Below are 19,427 nucleotides of genomic sequence, written 5' to 3'. Positions count from 1 at the left end.
CGGTGTCGAGCGTAAGCAGCGTGGCGAGTGGTTTTGCGCGGAGGGGAAGTAAGCGAGTTGGCTAGATCTCGATATCGTATTCGACAATCAGCGGTGCATGCTCGGAGAAGGTGGCGTCAGTGTCGATCCAGGCATTAACGATGTTGCGCTGCAGGTTAGGGCCTACCACCTGATAATCGAGTCGCCAGCCGTCCTGTCGGTTACGCGGCACTTCTTGATCGAGTCGCGGCCACCAAGTGTAACGCTCGGCCTCGCGATCGATTTCGCGGAAGGTATCGATGAACCCTAGCGGACCGAATACCTGATCCATAAAGGCGCGTTCCTCTGCGCGAAAGCCGGGCGCAATTTGATACTCAGCCCAGTGACGAACATCAATGGTCTTGTGAGCAATTTGCCAGGTACCGCAGATGATGTACTCACGGCGCTTTCGTCGCAGCTTGTTCAGGTAGTCGCTGTAATGCGTAATGAACTTTAGCTTCGCTTCAGGATCTTCTGGCATCAGAAAGGAAGCAACGCTGAATTTATCGTAGTCAGCTTGCAAAAAACGTCCTTCGTGGTCGCACTGCTCAAACCCCAGCCCGTACATGATGGCCTTGGGGATATGGCGGCAGTAAATGCCAACGCCCGACATGCCGTCCTGCTCGGCATCGAGGAAATAGCCTTCGAATCCTTCCGGATAGAGGATGTCATCGCTCAATTCGAAGCTTTTAACCTTGAGGTTCTGCACGCAAACGACATCGGCGTCCTGCTGACGCAGCCAGTCCAGGAAACCGCGTTCTACCGCGTTCTTGATGCCATTGACGTTGATGGTGGCTATCTTCATACATGGTCCCTTAATTTCCGCGCGTGTATGATACCCGAGATTTCTACTTTTTAGTTAACAGCGTCTCTACTTACTCGCTTAAGTTCGGCGCATGTCAGGGACACCCGCCATGTACGATTACCAACGTCACTTCATCGAGTTTGCGATTGCCGAGCGCGTTCTCTCGTTTGGTAGCTTCACGTTGAAATCGGGCCGAGTGAGTCCGTATTTCTTCAACGCGGGGCAGTTCCAGAGCGGTAAAGCGCTTGCTACGTTGGGGCGGTCGTACGCTGAGTCAATAGAACGTTCAGCGCCAGAATTTGATGTATTGTTTGGTCCCGCCTACAAAGGTATTCCTCTTGCTGCGGCCACAGCGGTGGCGTTGTCCGATCATTTTGACCATAGCGTTTCGTATGCGTTTAATCGCAAGGAAGCGAAAGATCACGGCGAAGGGGGCTCGATTGTAGGTGCCGCGCTTCAAGGCCGTGTCTTGATCATAGACGATGTTATTACGGCTGGTACGGCAATTCGCGAATCAATTGAGCTAATTCGCGCCCAGGGGGCAACACCCGCAGGTGTCGTGGTTGCCCTTGACCGTCAGGAGCGGGCGGGAGACGAGCACTCTTTCAGCGCTATTCAGGCGGTAGAAGACGAATTTGGCATCCCGGTCATACCGATTATTGGCCTCGACAGCATTCTCGATTTCCTCGAAACCGCGAGTCATTCGGACCTCGACCAGTACGCGCCTGATATCCGCGCTTACCGCGATCGCTACGGCGTTTAAGGTCGATTTGTCCTTGAGCCAATGCCCGCGAAGCGCTTAGTATTCGTTTAACAAAACACTGTTTCCGATGAGGCTTAGCCATCCGCGGCCTCAATTTTTCGAGCGTGGTCGATAGCTGCGCCTCCCGTTTTGCATAAAGAGCAACACAATGTTCACACGTATTACTACCATCGCATTGGCGTCAGCGGGTTTGCTGTTCGGTGCGCATCAGGCTTCAGCCTTTAGCGTGGCCGCTAACGGCGGCAAGGACACCCAAGGGATTAGCGCCACTCAGAACCTGGCACCGATGATTAGCTCTGAGTTTGGTTATCAGCATTCCGATTACCACGATTCTGACGCGAATCTTTATTCCGCAGGTCTGATGGTTCACCCGTGGTGGACGCCGATTGCTGACGTTAGCGCCGGAGTGCGTTACCAATATCAGGACACCGATTACGGCGGCGGTGGCGGTGTAGGTCTGGTGGTTGCCGGATTCACCAAGACGCCTATTCCGCTGGTGTCAGTGGGTGCCGAGGGTAGCTACACGCCTGACGGTCTGACTCACGGCAACCTGTCCAGCAGTTGGGGCGCTTCGGCTCAAGCGCGTGTCACGCTGATGGCCCGTACCTACGGCTATGTGGGTTACCGCGTACAGAAAAGTAAATTCAGCGGTGAAGGTAATCACGAAATCTTCAGCGGCCCCATGGTTGGTGTAAGCGTCGGCTTCTAACGGCTGCCCCTGCTGCACTTCAGACGGCGCCTTCGGGCGCCGTTTATGTTTGGGGCTGATATTCGAATCGGATACCTGTCAGGTGGGCGGCGCCTGACCCAACTCCGGCGATCAGGTATCATGTCGAGCTGTCTTCTCACTTCATTCGCGGCCAGTAAGCTCATGCTTGATATCGTGCTGTTCGAACCGGAAATCGCGCCCAATACCGGTAACATTATTCGTTTGTGTGCCAACACCGGGTTCAGATTGCATCTGATCGAGCCGCTGGGCTTTGCATTGGATGATCGCCGCTTGCGCAGGGCCGGGCTTGACTACCATGAATGGGCCGATATGCAGGTGCACCCAAGTTATGCGGCGTTTATGCAGCAGGTCGCGCCCAAACGCGTGTTCGCCATTACCACCAAAGGCCGCACCTATCACCATGCGCCTGACTATCAGGCCGGAGATGCGCTGATGTTCGGCCCTGAAAGCCGTGGTCTGCCTGCTTCCATCATCGAGTCCTTGCCTGCCGAGCAGCGGCTGAGAATTCCAATGCGCGAAAATAGCCGCAGTCTTAATCTTTCGAACGCTTGTGCGGTGATGGTCTATGAGGCGTGGCGACAGCTGGGCTTCGACGGTGCTTGGCTACCTGACAACGCGGCGTTGGAGGCGGAGTAATCAATGAGTGACGAGATCACCGCGCAGATCAGAAATCGCGTTGCCAAGCTTAACCCGCGTCAGCAGGAAGCCGTGCGCTATATCGATGGGCCCTGTTTGGTGCTGGCAGGCGCAGGCTCTGGTAAAACCAGCGTTATTACCACCAAGATTGCTTATCTGGTGCTTGAGTGCGGCATGAGCGCGAGACGCATCGCGGCGGTTACCTTCACCAACAAAGCCGCACGCGAGATGAAAGAGCGTGTGAGCAGCATGTTGCCAGGCAAGTCGGGCCACGGGCTCACGGTGTCGACCTTCCACACGCTGGGGCTGAATATCATTCGCGCCGAGCTGAAACAGCTGGGATACCGCTCAGGCTTCTCACTGTTCGATCCCGAGGATGCGCGCGCGTTGCTGCGTGATCTGATGCACAAGGATGCTCAGGTCGACAAGGACCAGATTCAGCAGGTACAAAACCTGATTTCGACCTGGAAGAACGATCTGGTCTCGCCGGGACAGGCCGCTTCTTTTGCCGACACCAAGGATCAGGAGTTCGCTGCGCATGTGTACGACGCCTATGTGCGGCACCTGAAAGCGTATAACGCTGTCGATTTCGACGATCTGATCTATCTACCGGCGACGCTATTCGAGTCCGATCCTGAAGCACTGGCGCGCTGGCAGAAGCGCATTCATTACATGCTGGTCGATGAGTATCAGGACACTAACTCGAGCCAGTATCGTCTGGTGCGGCTTCTGATGGGCGACCGCCAGACCTTCACCGTAGTGGGCGACGACGACCAGTCGATATACGCATGGCGCGGTGCGCGGCCCGAGAATCTGGTGCAGCTGGGCGAGGATTTTCCACGCCTTAACGTGATCAAGCTGGAACAGAACTACCGCTCTACGGCACTGATTCTTAACGCGGCCAACACCTTGATCGCCAACAACCCACACGTCTACGAAAAGACGCTGTGGTCGCAAATGGGCGAAGGTGAGGCGATTCGCGTGCTGATGTGTCGCAATGAAGAAGCCGAAACCGAGCGGGTGGCCAGTGAGATTCTGACTCGTCGTATCAAGTTGAACGCTAAATGGCGCGACTTCGCGGTGCTGTATCGCGGTAACTTTCAGGCGAGGCTGCTGGAGCTGAAGCTTCAGCACTACCAGATTCCGTACAAGCTTTCGGGCGGTACTTCGTTCTTCTCGCGTAACGAAATCAAGGACGCAATGGCCTATCTGCGGCTGTTGATTAATCCCGCCGACGACAACGCCTTCCTGCGTATTGTGAACGTGCCACGCCGCGAAATTGGCCCGAGTACCATCGAAAAGCTCGCCAATTACGCCGCCCAGCGCGAAGTCAGCCTGTTTGCCGCCAGTGGAGAGCTAGGGCTAAACGAAGTGCTGTCGGAGAAAGCGCTAAAGCGGCTGGAATGGTTCTGTCGCTTCATCGAAGGCGTGCGCAAGCGCATGGACCAAGGCAACGCGCTAAGCGCCATTCGTCAGATGTTTGAAGAGATGGATTACGAAGCCTGGCTGCACCAGAACGCCAGCGCGCCCATCGTCGCTGAAAAGCGCATGAAGAATATCTGGACGTTGATTGATCAGCTCGAGAAGTCGGTACAGCGCCATCAGGACGACGAACTTGGCGCGGACGAAGAAGGCGAAACCGACGATGTTGAGTCGGCGATCTCACGTTTGGTGCTGCGCGATATCCTTGACCAGCAGGCCGAAGAAGACGACACCGACCGTGTACAGCTGCTAACGCTGCACGCTTCCAAGGGGCTCGAATATCCGCACGTCTATATCATGGGCCTGGAAGAAGACCTGCTGCCGCACCGCAACTCGATCGAAGTGGGCACCGTCGAAGAGGAACGTCGACTTGCCTATGTTGGCATCACCCGCGCACGGCGCACCCTGACGCTTACGCTTGCCAAACAGCGCAAGGCGTTTGGCGAAATGATGGAATGCGCGCCCAGTCGCTTCCTCGACGAACTGCCGCAGGATATTCTCGAATGGGAAGGGCGCGCCGATAAGGAAGATCCCGAGAAAAAACATCAGCGCGGCACTAGCGCCATCGCCGGACTACGTTCGCTGCTGGGATAGTAAGCCCTTCGATTAGGTTATCCACACCCACACTGCATCGCCTGCTGCATCCCCTTGTGGATAAGCTATTCGCCCTCAGCAGCGGCCGCCGCTCTGGACAGCCGACCTCGCACCACGTAGGATACGGCGCAGTTTATTGGTCGCTGTTCTCGCAGCCTTACCGCCAATAGCTCCCACCGCAACGCGCCTGTAGCTCAGCTGGATAGAGTACTGCCCTCCGAAGGCAGGGGTCATGGGTTCGAATCCCGTCAGGCGCGCCATTTTCTTCCTAACTCCATGCCTCTCCATCTGCTTGCCGCTATCGCCCGCCCCTCGACACTCGCAACTCGAAAAACGTGCAAATAATTAGCAGGCTATCTTAAGTGTGATCCGATTGTTCCTATTGGCCTCATCTATCATATTGGGGCGTTTGTTTCAGTAGGAGGTCGGGCCCATGCTATCGGAGATATCGTCGCTGTGGGGGCAAGGGGCTGAGTGGCTGGGGCAGCATGCGGTGCTGCCGGTGCTCAACTTTTTACACGTGACGCAGTACACCGATCCGCCCCAGGATATTGCTGCCACGCTGATGGTGGGTGTGCTGCAACTGCTGATTATCGCCTGTCTATTTCGCCCGTTGGAAAACCTGTTTCCGGCAGAGAAGTGGGAAGATCGCCGCTACGCGCGGATCGACTTCCATCTAACGTGGCTGATGTTAGTGGGGCTGTTTCCGCTGTTTGCTTTCCTCATTATGACGCCGACCATCAACTACCTGAGCGGGGCATCGGCGGCTGTCGATATGTCGCCTAGCGCGACAGACGATGCAGCCTGGAGCATGCGATCGCAGTTCCCGTGGCTGAATGCGCATCCGTGGGTGTTCTTCATTCTTTACTATCTCACCTACGACCTGGTGTATTACTGGATGCACCGCACTCAGCACGTCATTCCCTGGTGGTGGGCGATGCACAGCTTCCACCATAGTCAGCGGCAAATGAATTGTTGGACCAACGACCGCACCAATTATCTGGACGGCATGGGGCAATCGTTCATTTTGGCCGGCGTCGGTATTTTCTGGGGTGTGTCAGGTGAAGAGTTTGCGTGGCTAATGCTGCTGGGAGAGTTGGTGGAGAATTTCTCCCATGCCAACGTGCGTGTCGGGTTCGGGCCGATTTTCGGACGAATTTTTGTCAGCCCCGAATTCCATCGCCTGCATCACATGAACTTCGTGCCCGAGCGGCCCAATCTGCACAACTGCAATTTCGGTCAGGTATTTGCCATCTGGGACGTTATTTTCGGTACCGCGCTCTTTAATGAGCCGGTCCACTCCACCGGCGTTACCGGCGATAAGATGGTCGATATCGATAACAGTAAAGGCATCATCGGCGTACAGGTTGAGTCGCTAAAACGCTTTTGGGGAAGCGTTACCTGCCGGGATGGGTGGCGTATCGGCGGCGTCGTCTTTAATAAGAAATACCGCCCCATCCACATGAAGAAGAACGCTGACAAACCCAAAGGTACCAACAAGCCGCCACGCTAGTAGGAACGAGCGTCAGACGCAGCGATAGCGATTTGTACTGTTGCTTAAGCCAGAAACCGTCTGTCATGTACTTCTCGGTGTACCGCGGGCTTTTCGGCGGTTATCGCACCGTTATAGCGACAACCAGTTTACCCAAGCCTAAATTTCCTTCCTTGCCCGCCGTTAATAGCAGCGTAAGCAGTGCGGCAAGCGCTGCTGCGTAGCTGTTTACCAGCTGCAAACTCACGAGCGTACGTAAGGAGAAAATCATGGTTCGTTGGTTCATGCTATCGGTGATGTCGTTGATGATGGCCTCGGGTATGGCCTATGCGGGTGAATACACGCAGAAAGGCTTCATTGTGACGGTGAAAGCCAATAATGTTGGCAATCACTGTTTCCTTCAGGTGGCGAAAACGCCCACGGGTGCTCCTATCCAGGGTGGCATCTGGGACTGCGGTAGTCTGGCGGGATCCAATATGCTGTCGTTAGCCAAAACAGCCAAGGTGCTGATGTCTCCTGTTTCTATACTGATGGAAGGAAACGGCGCAGAGTACCGTCCCGTTTATGCGATTGAGGTTGGAAAATGAGTTCGGGTAAGGTGCTGATGGCTCGTACTGAGATATTTCGAGCGAGTGTTCAGCGTCTCCTCAACCATGGGTGGTTTTGCTTGGTAGCTGCCTCGCTGATTGTTTCGGTGCCGTTAGCACAGGCCGCACAGTACGATGCAGAAGGTTATATCGTCACCACCTCAATGAAGGGCAACGGTGAGCGGTGCTTGCTTACCGTTGCAGGCGATGAAGAGGGCAGTGGTAGCCATGTGGGAAGTTGGGACTGCCATGGAGAGATTGGAAAGAACATGCTTGCTCTGGCCGACTTGGCCAAGGAGATAAAAAACCCGGTCAGGATTACCTTTTCCGATAGCGCGCTTATTCCCTCTCCAGTGCTATCCATTGAGCTTCTGAAGTAGCGGTTGCAATGCCATGTGGTCACTCAAGGGCGGTGTGCGAAGAGCACATCGCCCTTTCGCCATGGATTTAACCAATCGGAGTGATAAAAAGCCTTTAGCTATCGTGTAACCGCCGCACTTGCTGCCTTTACAAGGGAAAGCGGCGTTGGTGTGGTTGACCGAGAGGTGAATTGTTAGGAATACACGAGTACCATGGGATCATTCCCAATTTTTAATTATCAAGGTTTCCCCATGAGCATTTTGGAGAGCATCCAATCGCGCTACACCGCCAAGGTGTACGATAAAACCAAGCAGGTGCCGAGCGCACTGGCAGAGCAGTTGATTGAGGCCACTCGTCTTGCGCCATCGTCGGTTAACTCGCAGCCGTGGCACTTTGTGGTGGTAGAAAGCGAAGAGGCCAAGCAGCGTCTGGCAACGGCGATCGGTGAGGACTTCGCGTTCAATAAGCCGAAGATTCTGGATTCGTCGTTTACGATTATTTTTTGCGCGCGTCAGTCGCTCTCCGACGACTATCTTGAGCACATCACCGATTTGGAAGAAGCGGCTGGCCGGCTTCCGACAGCTGAGGCCAAAGCCGGTGTAGACAAAGTCCGCAAGTTCTTCACTGGCCTCCACCGTGATGCAGGCGATGTGCCCGAGTGGAGCGCGCGTCAGCTGTATCTCGCGCTGGGCGGCGCCATGTACACTGCGGCGGCGCTGAAGCTCGATTCCACGCCCATTGAAGGGCTCGATACGCACAGCGTAGATGCTGAATTTGGTCTGGCCGACAAAGGTCTGGCGTCGCTGGTGCTGCTTACCGTGGGCTATCATAGCGACGAAGACTTCAACCATGGCGTGGCGAAATCACGCCTGCCTGCGGAAGAAGTAATTACTCGCCTCTAACGCTATTCGCGAGCGTGTGAAATAAAAAGCCGCGGCAACCTGATATCGGGTTGTCGCGGCTTTTTATGTGTTATCGGAAGGAAATGCCGTGCGCCAGCGCCGCCGGAGGCGGCCCAAGCGCGCTGCGCATCTATCCCTTTTTCTTGGCCGCGCTGGTTTTGGCGGAGCTGGCCTTGGGAGCATCGGTGGCGGTTTCCACCAGATCGGCCACCGAATCGATCACCTCTTTGGGGCGGAAGGGATAGCGTTCGATCTCCTGCGTATCCGAAATGCCGCTTAGCACCAGTACGGTATGCAGCCCTGCTTCCATACCCGAGATCACGTCGGTGTCCATGCGGTCACCGATCATGCCGGTATCGTCGGAGTGCACGCCCAGTTTGTTGAGCGCTGAGCGAAACATCATCGGGTTGGGTTTGCCGACAATATAGGGTGAACGGTTGGTCGCTTTGCTGATAAGCGCCGCCACAGCTCCAGTAGCGGGTAGCGGACCGTCTAGCGTGGGAGAGGTGGCATCGGGATTGGTGGCGATAAAACGCGCGCCGTTGTTGATAAGCCGCACCGCCTTGGCAATCGCCTCGAAAGAATACGAGCGCGTTTCGCCCAGCACCACATAGTCGGGGTTGGTTTCCGTCATGATCAGCCCGGCTTCGTGAATCGCCGTGGTCAGGCCGGCTTCACCCACCACATAGGCCGTGGCGCTGGGCTTTTGATCGGCAAGGAAGGTAGCGGTCGCCAGCGCCGACGTCCAAATACGCTCTTCCGGAATTTTCAGCCCCATATGCTGCAAGCGGGCGCTAAGATCGCGAGGGGTATAGGTGGAGTTATTGGTCAGCACCAGGAATGGCGTGTCGGTATCTTGCCATTGCTTGATCAGCTCGGCTGCGCCGGGAATCGCCTTGTCTTCACGAATCAGCACGCCGTCCATATCGGTCAGCCAAGAAGTAATCTTTCTGTCGCTCACGTAGCTCTCCTAGCGATAAAAACTCAAGAATAAGCAAACACGCTTGTTTAATCGGGTCGTCACCACCACAGTCAATGGGTAGAGGCTTCTTCCTTACCGCGAAAAACCTGTGCGGCGTACAGTGCGCCGAAAGGGATGAACGCCGCAACGATCAATTTGGCCAGTTGCGCGCCATCGATGCGCAGCATCGCACGCGAGCGCAGCAGCTGTACGATATAGAAAATGAACGCGATGCCATGAATCGGGCCCATAATCGACACCGCCTGAGGCATTCCGGCCAGATGCTTGAGTGGCACCGCGATAAACAGCAGTAGCAACAGCGTTGTGCCCTCGATGAGGGCCGCGCGGCGCAGCGTCGAAAGGCGCTTGATAGCAGTAGCGTCGAAGGGCATGCAAAAGGTCCACAACTGAAGGGCAATACGTTGTCTCATCATAACGAATTGCCTCTCGGGATGCGCTGCAATTAGCGTGCAAGTTACTCCAGCAAGCAACAAACCAACAGGAGATCGACATGAAGGTATTGGTAATCGGTGCCGGTGGTCACGTCGGCAAGCATATTGTGAAGGCACTCCAGGCGTCGCCAGACACGCCCATCGCGCAGGTGCGTCATACCCAGCAGGCCGATGAATATCGCCAGCAGGACGTCGACACACGGTTAGTCGATTTGGAAGCGCCGCTGGAAGATATCGCGGTCGCAATGCAGGGCGCCGATGCGGTCATCTTCTCGGCAGGCTCGGGTGGCAGCACCGGTGATGATAAAACCTTGCTGATTGATCTGGATGGTGCGGTGAAAAGCATGCAGGCCGCGCAGCAGTTGGGTATCAAGCGCTTCGTTATGGTCAGCGCGCTGGGTGCCGACAAGCGCGAGCGCTGGAGCGATGCGCTCAAGCCGTACTACGTGGCGAAGCACTACGCAGACGAATGGCTGAAGCAAAGCGGCCTCGATTATACCATTTTGCGGCCGGGCTCACTGAGCGACGACGAATCCACACAGCGCATTTCGGTGGGTTATCCCGAGGAGCGTGAAGGCAAGAGTATTCCGCGTCGGGATGTGGCGGTCGCCGCTGTTGCTGCGCTTCATATTGACCAAAGTATTGGTAAAGAGCTCGACTTTTTGAGCGGCGATCAGGATATGCTGGAAGTACTCAAGTCGCTCTAAGCCAGTGACTACCTGCGACAGCGCTAGAGGAGTAACGCCATGCTTCGCGACATCGTGCGAATGGGGGATGAGCGGCTTCTGAAAGTGGCCGAACCGGTGCCCGACGACATGATCGGCAGCCCCGAGCTAAAGCGTTTAGTAGCGGACATGTTTGAGACCATGCGCGATGCCAAGGGAGTCGGGCTGGCGGCACCGCAAATCGGTGAAAACCTGCAGTTGATGGTTTTCGGTTTTGAGGCCAGCCCGCGCTATCCGGGGCGTGCTCCGGTGGCGCCGAGGGCGCTGCTGAACCCGATTGTGACGCCGCTGGATAACGTGCGTGAAGCCGGTTGGGAAGGGTGTCTGTCGATTCCTGGCCTGCGTGGGCAGGTGGAGCGCTATAAGCGGATTCATTATCAGGGCATCGATCCGGATGGTCAGCCTATCGACGAATCGGCAGAAGACTTCCACGCGCGCATCGTTCAGCATGAATTCGACCATCTGATCGGGCGCCTGTACCCCTCCCGTATTACCGATTTCCGCTCGTTTGGCTTTACCGATGTGCTGTTTCCGGAAGGGCTGTAGGGCGCTGGAATGCGGTGAGGAGTGTTTATATCGGACCCACAGGGAAGGAAGGCGATGCACTACGGCTATCTGGACAGCCCGATAGGAAAGCTACTGCTGGCGGCCAGCGAACGTGGGCTGACAATGATTCAGTTTGCCACCGCGCGGAAGCCGCGCGAGGTAGGCGCGGAATGGCACGCCGACGTCACGTTTCAGCATCCTGTGCTGGCGCAGGCCAGCGATGAGCTGCAGCGCTATTTCAACGGCGAGCGCGTTACGTTCAGTGTGCCGCTTGCTGCCGAGGGCACTGAGTTCCAGCATCGCGTTTGGCAAGCGCTGAGCGACATTCCCTACGGCGAAACGCGCAGCTACGGACAGCTCGCGGCGCACATCCACTCACCCAAATCGGTGCGAGCGGTGGGTGCAGCCAACGGACGCAATCCGTTGCCGATTATCGTGCCCTGCCATCGAGTAATCGGCAGCGACGGCAGCTTGACCGGGTTTGCGGGAGGTATCGACGTGAAACGCAGGCTGCTGGCCCTTGAAGCCTGCCAGCAAAGCCTGGCGCTGGACTAGGACTCTGCCAGCAGCGATGGCGCGCTGTTTAATTAAGCGCGCGGTACCAGCGCTATTTCCCTTCGTTACTCGCTAGCGAGGCGCAGGCAACGCGATCGCCAGAGCCGCCGATCGGCTGGCTTTGATAGTCGTCCGGCTGAGCGTGAATGACCAGCGCCGAGCCATCGCTATCCAACAGTGCAGGCCGTGAGTTCTTGCCTGGCGTTAGGCTAACCAGCGGCGAGAACACTTCCACGGTCGCGCTGCCGTCCTTGTGTGCGTACAGATTGGGCAAATCGCCGCTATCGTTGGCCTTGGCGTTGCGTACGCCGTGCACCACCTTATCGGCGGTATGTACGTGGGCACCGGAGCTTTTGAAGTCAGGCCCTTTGCATTCTGCCTGTTCATGGAAATGCATGCCGTGCCAGCCCGGCGTCAGGTGCTGTGCTTCCACCCGCAAAATAACCCCGCTGGGTATTGCGCTCACCGTTACCTGACCAATATTGGCATTGTGCTCATCGAGCAACGGCGCCTTGATATCCTCGGCGGCGAAGGCGGTAGAGATTCCGGTGGCCGCCATCAAAGAGGCGAGCATCAGATAACGTTTCATAGCGTGTTCTCCTGCGCGGGAAGTTTTCGATAATGAACAAACGCCACTCAGACACTAGCAGCTGAGCCTATTACTAGACATAGGCTGAAAGTCGCTCAAACGCAAAAAGGGCTGCCATATGGCAGCCCTTTCACGTTCAGTCTGAGTCGCGTGGTAGTTAGGCGACGTCAGGGAACGACTTCTTCATGTCGATCACGAAGCGATATTTCACGTCGCCTTTTTGCATGCGCTCCCATGCTTCGTTGATCTGATCGATGGTAATCACTTCTACGTCGCAGCCGATGTTGTGCTCGGCGCAGAAGTCGAGCACTTCCTGCGTTTCAGGCATACCGCCGATCAGCGAGCCTGCCACGACCTTACGGCTAGTTACAAGGTTAGCAGCGTTCAGCGGCGGCTCGATAGGCTCGATCAGGCCGACCAGAATGTGGATACCGTCGAACTTAAGCAGTTGTAGGTAAGGGTTGAGGTCATGTTGCACCGGCACGGTATCGAGCAAGTAGTCAAAGTAGCCGGCGTAGCTTTCCATTTGGCTATCGTCAGTCGATACCACCACGTGGTGCACGCCATGGCGTTTTGCTTCTTCGATCTTGTTCTCGGAGCGGGTGAACAGCGTGACTTCAGCGCCCATTGCCAGCGCCAGCTTCACGCCCATATGACCAAGGCCGCCCATGCCGATAACGCCGACCTTGTGGCCTTCCTTGACGCCGTAGTGCTTCAGCGGCGAATAGGTCGTGATACCTGCGCAAAGCACCGGCGCAGAGGTAGTGAAGTCGAGGCTGTCGGGCACATTCACCACGAAGCGCTCTTTAACCACTACCTGCGTGGAGTAGCCACCCTGAGTAATGGTGCCATCGACGCGGTCAGGGCCGCCGTAGGTGGGCGTCATGCCTTCAAGGCAATACTGCTCGAGGCCGCTTTCACAGGCACTGCAATGCTCGCACGAATCCACCATGCAGCCCACGCCAACGATTTGGCCTTCCTTGAATTTGCTGACCTCAGGGCCCACCGCTGTCACGCGACCGATGATCTCGTGACCCGGCACGACTGGCCAAGTGCCATTGCCCCAATCGTTGCGCGCAAAGTGAAGATCCGAGTGACATACGCCGCAGTAAAGAATCTCGATCGAAACATCATCGGGGCGCGGCTGGCGACGATCAAACGCGAAGTGCTCCAACGGTGACGTCGCGGACTGTGCTGCATAGCCTTGAGTATTAGCCATCTCTGAGTCTCCTTGACCAAATAGGGAAGCCGGCCCATTCACGATGCCGGCATAACGATATTCAGTGTGCAGGAGCGAGTAGCAGATTGCCACGCGGATTCTGTGTGATAGTTGCCTAATCCTGTGAAATTCCCGATTTCAGCGTTAAAATTTCGCAGATTTCATGCACAATGTTATTTTATAACTAAAGTCCGGCGCACTAGCCTGGCGCCTTTCTCCGTTTATCTGGATATCGCTGCCTTTATGTCGATCTTGCCGCGTACATGTTCGGTTCCTTCAACGTCTTCAGACGCCGACCAACCTCCAAACCACTACGCCCGAGCGCTAGTTGAGCGTTTGCGCCCGTTGAATTTGCCGGAAGGATTTTCTGCTACCGGCGTTCCCGGGGTAGAGCTGATGTTCAGCGGTTGCCATCGCCCACGCGAGCCGTTGATATACGAAGCGGGCCTGAAGGTGGTGGTGCAGGGCGGCAAGCTGGGGTATCTGGGAGATCGTGAGATTTACTATGGCGCTGGTCACTATCTGGTGCAGGCCATGCCGCTGCCGTTTGAATGCGAGACGGTGGCATCGGCGGAGGAACCGCTGCTGGGTATCAGCATCACGCTGAATCGCCTGATGTTGGGAGAGCTAGTGGCGCAATTGCCGAGCGAACAGCGCGGCAAGGGTGAACTCCCCACGCCGATGGCGGCGGTGCCGATCGACGATAGCTTTGGCGAAGCGCTGCTGCGGTTGGCCGAGTGCTTCAGCGATCCCGTCAAAAGCCGCGCGTTGGGCAGTGGGCGGCTGCGTGAGGTGGTATTTGCAGCGCTATGCGGGCCTCAGGGAGAGTCGTTACGGCGTTTGATCACCGATCAGGGACATTATTTGCGCATCGCGGAAGCGCTGCAGTTTATGCACGAGCACTTCAAGGAAGCGATCACCATCGAGCAGTTGGCGCGTTCAGCCAGCATGAGCGTGTCGCACTTCCATCATCACTTCAAGCGCACCACCCAGCAATCGCCGTTGCAGTATTTGAAGCGATTAAGGCTGCTTAAAGCGCGCGCCATGCTGATGGGTGGAGATCAGCAGGTCGCTCAGGCAGCGCTGGCGGTAGGCTATCATTCGACCTCGCAGTTTTCCCGCGAGTACAAGCACTATTTTGGCAGCAGCCCAGGCAAGACCGCTACGTTAGCTTAAGCCAGCTACCTATGAAGCCGGCCAATAAATGGCTACCCTTTGTGAAACGACTCACATCGAAGGGGGTAACATGGTGGGAAAACACGCAGCGGCATGGGCACTCACGCTTTTAGCAGGTATTGCCTCGCTGAATGTATCGGCTGCCGAGCAGCCCGCGAAATCGCTGGCGGCGCACTATGGCATTCCCGATCCTGCCGCTATCGCCCACCGTGGTGATTCGTGGAACGCACCGGAGGAGACCCGCGCGGCCTTTATTCTGGCCCGCGAAGAGGGCGCTGATTATTTGGAAGCTGACCTGCAGCGCACCAAGGACGGCGTGTTAATTGCCCTTCACGACACCAATCTGAAACGCACCACCAACGTTGCCGAGCGCTTTCCTGATCGCGCTGATGCGCCGGTCAGCGATTTCACGCTTGCGGAATTGAAAAGCCTTGATGTCGGCAGCTGGTTCAACAAGGCGCATCCCGAGCGTGCGCGTTCGTCCTTCAAAGGGCTGAAGATTGTCACCCTCGACGAGCTGATTTCGATTGCTGAAGGCGGCAAAAACAAGCCGGGGCTTTATCTTGAAACGAAAGAGCCGAAGCTGTTCCCGGGCATCGAGAAGGATTTGCGCGACAAGCTTGCCGAGCGGGGCTGGTTAAGCAAGGGCGCTAAAGGCGATGGCGACGTGAATGTTGCCAGCACGCGCGGGCGAGTGATTCTTGAAACCTTTGAGCGCGACAGTCTGGTCAAGCTGAACCACGAGATGCCTGATGTTCCCAAGATCCTGTTGCTGTGGATCGGTGATGGCTATATTCCCGCAGCGAAGCAAGCACCGCGTGCCGAAGGCGAGAGCGACGCTTCCTATTATGCCAAGTCGACAGTGCGTTCACGCGATGACTACTATCAGTGGCTCGATTTTGCCAAAGCGCACGGCGCTGAGGGCGTAGGCCCCGCTACGCGCCTTGCCGACGGCGGTGAGTGGAGCTACATGGACATGACGCAGCCGTGGATGAATGAAGCAGCGCACCAGCGCGGCCTGCTGATTCATCCCTACACCATAGACAAGCCGGTCGACTTCAAGCGCTTCCAGCAGTTGGGCGTCGATGGCATGTTCGCTAACGACATTCGCGCGCTATTAAGCTTCTATAAGCGGCCAGCGCAGCAGTCGGTTGACCAAATATTGAAGGCTCAAGGCTTCTAAACCGACCGAGCTCCATACCTCTAAAAAAGCGGCGTCGCAGATTACTGCGGCGCCGCTTTGTTGTGGAGCAATACTTGCCTTAAGTCGTTCAGGCTTGTGGGTTGCTGGCCTGCGCCTGCTGTTTGCCCCAATATTTCAGCTTCGAGGTTTGACCGATGCCAGGGTTAAAGCAGTTGCATGGATCAAGCTGCTGATAGTGCTCGGAGAGGGCCGGTTTGGCGTGGTACAGATGCCCTACGTTGTGCTCGGCGGGGTACTCGGCACCGCGCGCGTCCAAGCCTTTCCACATCGCGTGCTCGACGTCCATGCAGTCGTGGCCTTTCTTGATTACGTAGTCCTGGTGCATCACGTGGCACAGGAAGTGGCCGTAATAGAGCTTTTTCTCTAGCTTGTCGTCGATCTCTTTGGGCAGATGCTCGAACCAGTCGGTATCGTTACGACGCAGTGCGACATCGAGCGCCACCATGCCTTCGGCAGTTTGCTTGTGCACGGTGCGATAGCGAATGGCTGCACCCGCAGCAGCAAAGCGATGCAGGAAGGCCTTGTTGCCCTCATCTTCGGTGCATTCGAAGTAATCGCCATCACCGTCGGTAAACAGCTCTTTCAGCAGCGAACCGGTTGCCTCGAATTGATCACTCGCCACACGCAGCATCAGGTGATGCTCGTATTTGTCGCGGTATTCACGCATGCGTTTTGGCAGATGATCGGGGAACAGGTGCGACATCCACTGGCTAACGCGATCAGTGAAGCCGTGGATGTTGAAGCGTGAGAAGAAAGCATCAACGCTGCCTTTGATCGCGAAGATTTGCGGCATTTTGTCGGTGCCGAACTTCTCGATCATCACGAAGGTATCCTTGCCATAAACATCGGCAACATCGAAGCACTCGCGATGCATGTACTCGCCCGCGATCGGCAGTTCGCGTCCTTCCGCCAGCAATTCGCGACGCAGCTGCGTTAGCTTGTCGATATTGTTGGTACCGACATAGAACACCTTCGAGGATACCGCTTCGAAAGTGTCCAAACGCACCGCAAACAGCGCCAGTTTACCGGCGTTGCCTGAGGCTTCATGCAAACGCTCTGGGTCAGCATTAAAGCGCGCGGGCGTGTCAGCGTCGACGTGGCGAACATGCTCCTGATAATGGTGGTCAGAAGCGGCACCGTCGTCGGAGATATCGCTTTCGCTGAAGTCGCCGTTTTCCAGGCGAGTGAGAATATCTTCGGGATCGTCACCCAGCGAGATGCCTAGGTGGTTAACCAGCCGTAGCTTGCCTTCGCTATCGCGCTGCGCGTAAATCGCGAACTCGGTATAGGCTGGGCCACGTCTTACCAGCGCGCCGCCGGAGTTATTGGAAACGCCGCCAAATACCGAGGCGCCAATACACGAAGAGCCAATCACGGAATGGGGCTCGCGGCCCAGAGGGCTGAGTGCTTTCTCAAGGTTATAAAGCGTTGCACCGGGCAGGCACACCACTTGTTTGCCGTCATGAATCAAATGAATACGATCCATCCGCAAGGTGCTGATAATCACGATATCGCGATCGTAATCATCGCCGTCTGGGGTCGAGCCGCCGGTCAATCCGGTATTGGCAGCCTGCATGATGACGATCACATCGGCTTCTTCACACGCTTGCAGCACCCGCCATTGCTCTACCAGCGAGGCAGGCTGCACAACTGCTAGCGCGGGGCCATCGCCGAAGCGAAACCCTTTGCGAAAGCGACTGGTGCTGCGTTCGTCGCTAAGTGTGTGCTTTTTGCCGACAATGCTGCCGAGCCGTTCGATTAATTGCTGACGAGCCTCGTTTGACAATTTCGAGGCGGATGCCTGCTGTGTACTCACGATGAATGCTCCGCTGGATCTGAAATAAGTATTAAGGTCCTATTAGCATGGACCCATATTTAAAACTTTTCAAATTTGCCTTTCTGATACTAAAAAAATATTAATCTCGACGATTCCGCTATCGTCGCTTACCCTTCGGTTCTCATATCACAGTGGTTAGGTGAACGAACACGTCGACGATAGGATAAGGGTTGTGGCGATAGATCAAAGACACCATCAGCGTAGCATTGTAAAACTCGCGGCGATCGCTGGTGGCGCCATATGGCTATCCGGTTGCTCCATATTGGGTGGCGGCGATAGTGCGACGGTAGGTGACGCGCCGCGGCCGGCATTCGCTAGCCCGAACCTGGCCAATCAGGCCAATGGCGCGGGAACGCCTGATCCCTCTGCGTTTACGCAAGAGGTCGATGTCACCATTAATGCTGCAGATACCAGCGCTTGTGCGCCGCTAACGCTGAAGCGCGACCAGCGTGTCGCGGTGCGCTTGCCAGCCGACCCTGATAGCAAGCTGACCTGGCAGCTCGATGATCGGCCCGATGGTTTGCGGCTGCTAAGCCCGCCGCGCGCGGAGAATGCCAGTGAAGACGATCACACCGATCAGCCGCTGGTGTTTGACTGGCGTTTCACCGCCGATGGCGCCAGTACAGGCACGCTGCGTCTTGTTTACCACGACGCTGACGCCCAGCAGAAGGCGCCCGAGCAAGTGTTCGAGTGCCCCATCCGTATTCAGTAACGAGGCGCTGTGCGCTGAACAGCAGCAAGCCTTTCGTGCCTGATCGTTACTGCCCAGCGGCTAACCTAAGATGGCACGCTTAGCCTCATGCCGCTGGCAGTCTGCGGTGATGGGCATCTTGTTTAGTAATCCCTCGAAGGATTGACCACCGTCCTTCGGGGGCTATGCTGGCCCAGCCCAGCCCAGCCCAGCCCAGCCCAGCCCAGCCCAGCCCAGCCCAGCCCAGCCCAGCCCAGCCCAGCCCAGCCCAGCCCAGCCCAGCTTCAGCAGTGCCGGCCAAAGAGAGCCCAGCCGCTCGCGGCTATGGGCAGATTACGCCGACGCCGGCTTCCATCCTAGATCGTTGCTGATGGTCGTAGTGGTAGCAATCAATGCGGGCAGATGTTGTTTAAGCGCTGCGATATCTGCTTGCGAGCGAAACGAGGTAATCGACACCGCTCCCACTACCCGTTGGCTGTGATCACGCACCGGTGCGGCAATGCAGTTCGACAGCGCATCGTATTCGCCATCATCGTAAGCCCAGCCTTGCTGGCGTACTTCTTCCAACGCCTGATCGAAAGCAGTCATGTTGGTAATAGTGCGTTCGGTATAGCGCTCGAAGGTGGCGCGCTCAAGGATCATGGCTTTCTCGCGTTCAGGCGAAAACGCCAGAATCGCTTTAGCGACGCCTGCCGTGTTAATCACCACGTCGCCGCCAATAATGGTATTCAGCACAATCGAGTTCGCCGGTTCGATCTTGTCGACGTAGGTAATCCGATCTCGATTGGGCACCGCAAACTGCACGGTCAGCCCCAGTTTTGCGCTAAGGGCCGCAAGAGAAGGGTGCGCAATGGCACGTAGATCGAAGTTCTCCATTGCCGAGCGAGCCAGCGCCGCCAGCCGAAAGCCCGCGCCGAACACGCCGGGCGATGTCTGACGCACCATTCCGGCGTCCTGGAGTGTTAGCAAGGTTCTTAGGATCGTGGTGCGGTGAACGCCCAGATCGGCCGCGATATCTGCTGCCGTTCTGGGGAGCGCACTGCAAAGCTCAAGGATTTGGATTGCGCGGGATACGGTGGAACTCATAGGTGTGTTAAGGCCAG

21 protein-coding genes and 1 tRNA gene are annotated in these 19,427 nt (G+C 56.5%); 15 read left to right on the top strand and 7 right to left on the bottom strand.

All coding sequences use genetic code 11. From position 1 onward, the window contains the following. Positions 1 to 61 precede the first annotated feature (61 nt). Positions 62 to 823: an exodeoxyribonuclease III gene (locus tag R84865_RS03835; protein WP_435637789.1), complete on the bottom strand. Its 762-nt coding sequence runs from the start codon at positions 821 to 823 to the stop codon at positions 62 to 64. A gap of 91 nt (positions 824 to 914) precedes the next feature. On the opposite strand from R84865_RS03835, the gene pyrE reads away from it, so the two are divergent. The 9 genes from pyrE to nfsB all read left to right on the top strand — a co-directional run bounded on the left by pyrE (position 915) and on the right by nfsB (position 8,369). Beyond that, positions 915 to 1,586, top strand: coding sequence for an orotate phosphoribosyltransferase (gene pyrE, locus R84865_RS03830; RefSeq protein WP_435638876.1), 672 nt, complete (start codon positions 915 to 917; stop codon positions 1,584 to 1,586). 148 nt (positions 1,587 to 1,734) lie between these two features. Continuing rightward, entirely contained in the window at positions 1,735 to 2,295 is a 561-nt protein-coding gene (locus tag R84865_RS03825; protein WP_435632837.1) for a YfaZ family outer membrane protein, read from the top strand. Positions 2,296 to 2,457: 162 nt separating this feature from the next. Further along, a complete protein-coding gene (trmL, locus tag R84865_RS03820) occupies positions 2,458 to 2,952 on the top strand; it encodes a tRNA (uridine(34)/cytosine(34)/5-carboxymethylaminomethyluridine(34)-2'-O)-methyltransferase TrmL (RefSeq protein WP_435632895.1) in 495 nt (164 codons plus the stop codon). Between the two features lie 3 nt (positions 2,953 to 2,955). Then, the gene (gene rep, locus R84865_RS03815) at positions 2,956 to 5,028 is read left to right on the top strand and encodes a DNA helicase Rep (protein WP_435632836.1); all 2,073 of its coding nucleotides are present in this window, start codon (positions 2,956 to 2,958) and stop codon (positions 5,026 to 5,028) included. 183 nt (positions 5,029 to 5,211) lie between these two features. Beyond that, a tRNA-Arg gene (locus tag R84865_RS03810) sits at positions 5,212 to 5,288 on the top strand. Positions 5,289 to 5,461: 173 nt separating this feature from the next. Continuing rightward, positions 5,462 to 6,541, top strand: a complete 1,080-nt coding sequence (locus tag R84865_RS03805) for a sterol desaturase family protein (protein ID WP_435638875.1) — start codon at positions 5,462 to 5,464, stop codon at positions 6,539 to 6,541. Positions 6,542 to 6,789: 248 nt separating this feature from the next. Beyond that, positions 6,790 to 7,107: a hypothetical protein gene (locus tag R84865_RS03800; protein WP_435637792.1), complete on the top strand. Its 318-nt coding sequence runs from the start codon at positions 6,790 to 6,792 to the stop codon at positions 7,105 to 7,107. Beyond that, on the top strand, positions 7,104 to 7,487 hold the full coding sequence (locus R84865_RS03795; RefSeq protein WP_435637793.1) for a hypothetical protein: 384 nt from the start codon (positions 7,104 to 7,106) through the stop codon (positions 7,485 to 7,487). The genes R84865_RS03800 and R84865_RS03795 overlap by 4 nt, the downstream gene beginning before the upstream one ends. A gap of 231 nt (positions 7,488 to 7,718) precedes the next feature. After that, positions 7,719 to 8,369 (top strand): oxygen-insensitive NAD(P)H nitroreductase, encoded by a 651-nt coding sequence (gene nfsB / locus R84865_RS03790; RefSeq protein WP_435632832.1) that lies wholly within the window; start codon positions 7,719 to 7,721, stop codon positions 8,367 to 8,369. A gap of 130 nt (positions 8,370 to 8,499) precedes the next feature. Here the strand turns inward: nfsB and R84865_RS03785 are convergent, their stop codons facing one another. Both R84865_RS03785 and R84865_RS03780 read right to left on the bottom strand, forming a co-directional pair. Then, complete coding sequence (locus R84865_RS03785) at positions 8,500 to 9,330, bottom strand: HAD-IIA family hydrolase (RefSeq protein ID WP_435638874.1); 831 nt, start codon at positions 9,328 to 9,330, stop codon at positions 8,500 to 8,502. A gap of 71 nt (positions 9,331 to 9,401) precedes the next feature. Continuing rightward, complete coding sequence (locus tag R84865_RS03780; protein WP_435632830.1) at positions 9,402 to 9,764, bottom strand: DUF3817 domain-containing protein; 363 nt, start codon at positions 9,762 to 9,764, stop codon at positions 9,402 to 9,404. A gap of 77 nt (positions 9,765 to 9,841) precedes the next feature. On the opposite strand from R84865_RS03780, the gene R84865_RS03775 reads away from it, so the two are divergent. The 3 genes from R84865_RS03775 to R84865_RS03765 are packed head-to-tail and all read left to right on the top strand — an operon-like array spanning position 9,842 to position 11,608. Then, entirely contained in the window at positions 9,842 to 10,489 is a 648-nt protein-coding gene (locus R84865_RS03775) for an SDR family oxidoreductase (protein ID WP_435638873.1), read from the top strand. Between the two features lie 39 nt (positions 10,490 to 10,528). Then, positions 10,529 to 11,053, top strand: coding sequence for a peptide deformylase (def, locus tag R84865_RS03770; RefSeq protein ID WP_435638872.1), 525 nt, complete (start codon positions 10,529 to 10,531; stop codon positions 11,051 to 11,053). Between the two features lie 54 nt (positions 11,054 to 11,107). Beyond that, positions 11,108 to 11,608: a methylated-DNA--[protein]-cysteine S-methyltransferase gene (locus tag R84865_RS03765; RefSeq protein ID WP_435638871.1), complete on the top strand. Its 501-nt coding sequence runs from the start codon at positions 11,108 to 11,110 to the stop codon at positions 11,606 to 11,608. Positions 11,609 to 11,660: 52 nt separating this feature from the next. Here the strand turns inward: R84865_RS03765 and R84865_RS03760 are convergent, their stop codons facing one another. Both R84865_RS03760 and R84865_RS03755 read right to left on the bottom strand, forming a co-directional pair. Further along, positions 11,661 to 12,197: a superoxide dismutase family protein gene (locus tag R84865_RS03760; RefSeq protein WP_435638870.1), complete on the bottom strand. Its 537-nt coding sequence runs from the start codon at positions 12,195 to 12,197 to the stop codon at positions 11,661 to 11,663. Positions 12,198 to 12,354: 157 nt separating this feature from the next. Next, the gene (locus R84865_RS03755; RefSeq protein ID WP_435638869.1) at positions 12,355 to 13,416 is read right to left on the bottom strand and encodes an NAD(P)-dependent alcohol dehydrogenase; all 1,062 of its coding nucleotides are present in this window, start codon (positions 13,414 to 13,416) and stop codon (positions 12,355 to 12,357) included. Between the two features lie 243 nt (positions 13,417 to 13,659). On the opposite strand from R84865_RS03755, the gene R84865_RS03750 reads away from it, so the two are divergent. Then, positions 13,660 to 14,592 (top strand): AraC family transcriptional regulator, encoded by a 933-nt coding sequence (locus R84865_RS03750; protein ID WP_435638868.1) that lies wholly within the window; start codon positions 13,660 to 13,662, stop codon positions 14,590 to 14,592. A 70-nt stretch (positions 14,593 to 14,662) separates the two neighbouring features. Further along, positions 14,663 to 15,775, top strand: coding sequence for a glycerophosphodiester phosphodiesterase (locus R84865_RS03745; RefSeq protein WP_435638867.1), 1,113 nt, complete (start codon positions 14,663 to 14,665; stop codon positions 15,773 to 15,775). An 88-nt stretch (positions 15,776 to 15,863) separates the two neighbouring features. Here the strand turns inward: R84865_RS03745 and dld are convergent, their stop codons facing one another. After that, a complete protein-coding gene (dld, locus tag R84865_RS03740) occupies positions 15,864 to 17,612 on the bottom strand; it encodes a D-lactate dehydrogenase (protein ID WP_435638866.1) in 1,749 nt (582 codons plus the stop codon). 193 nt (positions 17,613 to 17,805) lie between these two features. Between dld and R84865_RS03735 the strand changes: the two genes are divergently transcribed. Then, on the top strand, positions 17,806 to 18,345 hold the full coding sequence (locus R84865_RS03735) for a protease inhibitor I42 family protein (RefSeq protein ID WP_435632821.1): 540 nt from the start codon (positions 17,806 to 17,808) through the stop codon (positions 18,343 to 18,345). A 312-nt stretch (positions 18,346 to 18,657) separates the two neighbouring features. On the opposite strand, the gene R84865_RS03730 is transcribed toward R84865_RS03735, so the two are convergent. Continuing rightward, on the bottom strand, positions 18,658 to 19,410 hold the full coding sequence (locus R84865_RS03730) for an IclR family transcriptional regulator (protein ID WP_435632820.1): 753 nt from the start codon (positions 19,408 to 19,410) through the stop codon (positions 18,658 to 18,660). Between the last annotated feature and the right edge of the window lie 17 nt (positions 19,411 to 19,427).

It is taken from the genome of Carnimonas bestiolae (genome assembly GCF_051251145.1).
GTDB classification, from domain to species: domain Bacteria; phylum Pseudomonadota; class Gammaproteobacteria; order Pseudomonadales; family Halomonadaceae; genus Carnimonas; species Carnimonas bestiolae.
This window is presented reverse-complemented; position numbering and strand designations above follow the sequence as displayed.

Excerpts from the sequence above, each read along its gene's own strand:
- R84865_RS03755 (WP_435638869.1), bottom strand. The coding sequence starts at position 13,416 with ATGGCTAATACTCAAGGCTATGCAGCACAGTCCGCGACGTCACCGTTG.
- trmL (WP_435632895.1), top strand. The coding sequence starts at position 2,458 with ATGCTTGATATCGTGCTGTTCGAACCGGAAATCGCGCCCAATACCGGT.
- nfsB (WP_435632832.1), top strand. The coding sequence starts at position 7,719 with ATGAGCATTTTGGAGAGCATCCAATCGCGCTACACCGCCAAGGTGTAC.
- R84865_RS03765 (WP_435638871.1), top strand. The coding sequence starts at position 11,108 with ATGCACTACGGCTATCTGGACAGCCCGATAGGAAAGCTACTGCTGGCG.
- R84865_RS03800 (WP_435637792.1), top strand. The coding sequence starts at position 6,790 with ATGGTTCGTTGGTTCATGCTATCGGTGATGTCGTTGATGATGGCCTCG.
- R84865_RS03760 (WP_435638870.1), bottom strand. The coding sequence starts at position 12,197 with ATGAAACGTTATCTGATGCTCGCCTCTTTGATGGCGGCCACCGGAATC.
- R84865_RS03805 (WP_435638875.1), top strand. The coding sequence starts at position 5,462 with ATGCTATCGGAGATATCGTCGCTGTGGGGGCAAGGGGCTGAGTGGCTG.
- R84865_RS03835 (WP_435637789.1), bottom strand. The coding sequence starts at position 823 with ATGAAGATAGCCACCATCAACGTCAATGGCATCAAGAACGCGGTAGAA.
- R84865_RS03825 (WP_435632837.1), top strand. The coding sequence starts at position 1,735 with ATGTTCACACGTATTACTACCATCGCATTGGCGTCAGCGGGTTTGCTG.
- R84865_RS03745 (WP_435638867.1), top strand. The coding sequence starts at position 14,663 with ATGGTGGGAAAACACGCAGCGGCATGGGCACTCACGCTTTTAGCAGGT.
- R84865_RS03730 (WP_435632820.1), bottom strand. The coding sequence starts at position 19,410 with ATGAGTTCCACCGTATCCCGCGCAATCCAAATCCTTGAGCTTTGCAGT.
- R84865_RS03775 (WP_435638873.1), top strand. The coding sequence starts at position 9,842 with ATGAAGGTATTGGTAATCGGTGCCGGTGGTCACGTCGGCAAGCATATT.
- rep (WP_435632836.1), top strand. The coding sequence starts at position 2,956 with ATGAGTGACGAGATCACCGCGCAGATCAGAAATCGCGTTGCCAAGCTT.
- R84865_RS03795 (WP_435637793.1), top strand. The coding sequence starts at position 7,104 with ATGAGTTCGGGTAAGGTGCTGATGGCTCGTACTGAGATATTTCGAGCG.
- def (WP_435638872.1), top strand. The coding sequence starts at position 10,529 with ATGCTTCGCGACATCGTGCGAATGGGGGATGAGCGGCTTCTGAAAGTG.
- R84865_RS03780 (WP_435632830.1), bottom strand. The coding sequence starts at position 9,764 with ATGATGAGACAACGTATTGCCCTTCAGTTGTGGACCTTTTGCATGCCC.
- pyrE (WP_435638876.1), top strand. The coding sequence starts at position 915 with ATGTCAGGGACACCCGCCATGTACGATTACCAACGTCACTTCATCGAG.
- R84865_RS03750 (WP_435638868.1), top strand. The coding sequence starts at position 13,660 with ATGTCGATCTTGCCGCGTACATGTTCGGTTCCTTCAACGTCTTCAGAC.